The following is a 3,275-nucleotide window of genomic DNA, read 5'->3' on the forward strand; positions in this document are numbered from 1 at the left end:
GGTCCCCACTACTTTGGTGGGGACTACTCTGGCAACTTCCTTTCACATCGTCGAGACGGTGCTGGGGACACGCTTACCGTTCGATTGCAATTCCTACAGTTTCAGCAACGCGTCCGGATCGCTGGCCAGCGCCGTCGATACCGCATCCGGCGTGTGCCGGTACCGAGGGCACCGACCGCCCCACCTGCGGGGCCACCAAGCAGCGTGCCGATCACTGTCGCCGCCTGGCCGACCGCCGAAGCGATGTCTTTCCAGTCCATTCATTCCTCCCTTGTGATGAAGCGGCGTCATCAGAGGTGGCCTCACTCGTTCGGACAGTTTTCTGAGATTTCTAAGTGGAACGTCCGAGGCAATCATGCTGCCGATTTGATCGCAGGCAGCGTCGCGAAGTATGCCTCATCCGGCGTCCGATCCGCCAGGCTCGAATGGGGCCGTTTTCGGTTGTACAACTCGATGTAGTCGCCGATGGAGCGCCGGGCATGGCTGACCGACTCGTAAGCTCGCAGGTAAATCTCTTCGTACTTGACGCTGCGCCACACGCGTTCGACGAACACGTTGTCGCGCCAGGCCTTTGCCGTCCATCGACAGCCGCACGCCTCGACCCAGTACGGCCTCGATGAACGCGCCCGCCGTGAACTGAATTGGTAAGGACTTCCCCGATCTTCGGACTGGCACCGCTCTGGTGCCATCATGGCTGGTGCTATACAACCTTCCGTAAAGGGGGAAGTCATGGACAAGATTACCCGTGTTGGCGTGGATCTGGCGAAGAACGTGATGCAAATCCATGCAGTCGGCGTAAATGAGCGTGTGGTGACGCGCAAGGCGATCTCGCGTGAGCACTTCGTGAGCTGGTTTGCCCGCATTGAGCCCTGTCTGGTAGCCATGGAAGCCTGCAGCACCGCTCACTACTGGGCGCGCCGGCTGCGCGCATTGGGCCACGAGGTACGCCTGATCCCACCGCAATTCGCGGCCCCGTACCGCAAGGGTGGCACGCAGGTCAAGAACGACGCGCTCGATGCCGAAGCCATCTGCGAAGCGGCTAGCCGTCCCCATATGCGTTTCGTGCCCATCAAGTCATCCGCACAGCAAAGCGTCCTGGTTCTGCACCGCATGCGTACGGGATTTGTCGAGGAGCGTACCGCCCTCGTCAACCGTATGCGCGGCCTACTTGGTGAGTTCGGCGTGTTTGTGCCACAGGGCATCGAGCAACTGCGCAAACATTTTATTGAGCGCATCGAAGATGGCACCAGTGAACTTGACGGACCGGCCCGCCAGGCGCTGATGCGTGGCTGGGCTCAATGGCAGACGCTGGACGCAGAAATCGCCTGGCTTGAGCGACAGATCGGCGAGCACGCCGGTCACAATCCCGATGCCAAGCGCTGCATGCAGATGTGCGGCGTGGGGCCCCTGACCGCCTCGGCAGCCGTGGCCACCATCGTCGACGCCCGCCAGTTCAGAAACGGCAGGCAGATGGCCGCCTGGCTCGGCACCGTGCCCAAGCAGAACAGCAGTGGCGGCAAGCAGCGTCTCGGGCGCATCACCAAACAAGGTAGCGATTATCTTCGCACCCTGCTGTTCCAGGGGGCGCGATCCGCCTTGCTCCACGCGCACCGGCGTAATGACCGCCTCTCCCGATGGATTGTCCAACTGCAGGCTCGCATCGGCTACTACAAGGCCCTGGTCGCCGTGGCCAACAAGCACGCGCGTATCCTGTGGGCCGTGCTTGCCCGCGGCGAGAAGTTCGACCCATCACATCAGCCCGTGCGTGCAGTTGAGCCGATCCAACAAGCCGACACGACCCAACCTTGAAGACCACTCATTTCCTCTTCACGGACGCAATCGACAAGGATAGCGACACAGCTCAGACCGGCAGCGGGCGAACTCGAAGGGCAGTCAGGCGGCATCGCACATAGCACGCGCCGTGAACTGGATGGAGTCCTGCTGCGCGGTTACTATCCGGGCCCGGGCCCGGGCGCGGCAATGCAGGCGTCCACCAAGGCCGTTTATAGGCACGCAGTCTGTCTTGTCGCGACCTGCTCGAGAATCGTCCATGTTCCATGGAGCCGTTCAGTGAACGAAACACCAAACCTAATTTGCTAAAACGGGGAAGTCCTTATAGGCTGCCCTGATCGGTGTTCACGATGTCCGGCAGTCCGTAGCGGGCGAACGCTTCTTCCAGTGCCTCGACGGCATGCGTGGCTTCCAGCGTGATGGCAACCCGGTGCGCGAGAATCTTGCGGCTCGCCCAGTCCACCACCGCCGTCAGGTACACGAAGCCGCGCGCCATCGGAATGTACGTCGTGTCGAGGGCGAACACCTGATTGGCACGGTCGATCTTCATGCCCCGCAGCAAGTACGGCCAGATCTTGTGCTGTGCGTTGCGCCGACTCGTGTTCGGCTTGCAGTACAGCGCCTCGACACCCATGCGCTTCATCAGCGTGCGCACACGCCGGCGGCCGACTTCATGGCCTTCCCGGCGTAATAGGCGCGCCAGCATCCGTGCCCCGGCAAATGGAAACTCCATGGGCAGCTCGTCGATTCGCCGCATCAGCAACTGATCCGCCTCGCTCACTGGCTGCGCCCGGTAATACGCGCTCGATCTCGCGATGCCAACCAGTCGCGTCTGTCGCGAAACCGGCAGCGCATGCGTACGGTTAATCATCGCTTTGCGCTCAGCAGTCCGGCTTTGCCGAGCGCTCCTGACAAAAAATCGTTCTCCAGCGTCAACTGTCCGATCTTCGCGTGCAGCGTTTTCACGTCCACCGGCGGCTCGTTCGACGGTGTACAGGCCGCGCCGAACACATCCGCCGCACGCTCCTGCAGTTGCCGCTTCCACTCCGTGATCTGGTTCGGGTGCACATCGAACTGCTGCGCCAGTTCGGCCAGCGTGCGCTCGCCCTTGACCGCCGCCAGGGCCACTTTCGCTTTGAACGCCGCTGAGTGCGTCCGTCGGGTTCTCTTCGTCATCTTTCCGGTTCCTTTGCCTGCATTATCGCTGGCTCAGGCCCCGGATGTTCCACTTATCCGGCTGTCCGAATTTGCGCGGCCACCTCTATCATCAGCGAATCGGATGCACAATCAGCGACTCGCCGATTCCGCGGATCGGACTTTCGCCTTTTATGCGCGGAGCGCGTACCGCGCCACGTCCCATCGCGCCTCACGCTTTGCCTGACCGGCCATCGCCGGGTTGATCTGTCGGGGGGTACCCGCAAAATCTCCGGCATCCACCAGTTCATTACAGCCGTGCGACTGTCAGAGCTACCCCGCTGAGCGGG

1 protein-coding gene and 2 pseudogenes are annotated in these 3,275 nt (G+C 61.9%); 1 reads left to right on the plus strand and 2 read right to left on the minus strand.

The features are described 5' to 3' along the window. Positions 1-353: 353 nt before the first annotated feature. Positions 354-639: pseudogene (locus WS49_RS35805) on the minus strand (transposase); the annotation flags it as partial. A 90-nt stretch (positions 640-729) separates the two neighbouring features. Here WS49_RS35805 and WS49_RS32325 point away from each other — a divergent pair. Continuing rightward, positions 730-1,809, plus strand: coding sequence for an IS110 family transposase (locus WS49_RS32325; RefSeq protein ID WP_059537513.1), 1,080 nt, complete (start codon positions 730-732; stop codon positions 1,807-1,809). 310 nt (positions 1,810-2,119) lie between these two features. On the opposite strand, the pseudogene WS49_RS36320 reads toward WS49_RS32325, so the two are convergent. Continuing rightward, positions 2,120-2,967, minus strand: a pseudogene (locus tag WS49_RS36320) (IS3 family transposase); the annotation flags it as partial. Positions 2,968-3,275: the final 308 nt, after the last annotated feature.

It is taken from the genome of Burkholderia sp. RF7-non_BP4 (assembly GCF_001521935.1).
GTDB lineage: Bacteria > Pseudomonadota > Gammaproteobacteria > Burkholderiales > Burkholderiaceae > Burkholderia > Burkholderia diffusa.

Excerpts from the sequence above, each read along its gene's own strand:
- WS49_RS32325 (WP_059537513.1), top strand. The coding sequence starts at position 730 with ATGGACAAGATTACCCGTGTTGGCGTGGATCTGGCGAAGAACGTGATG.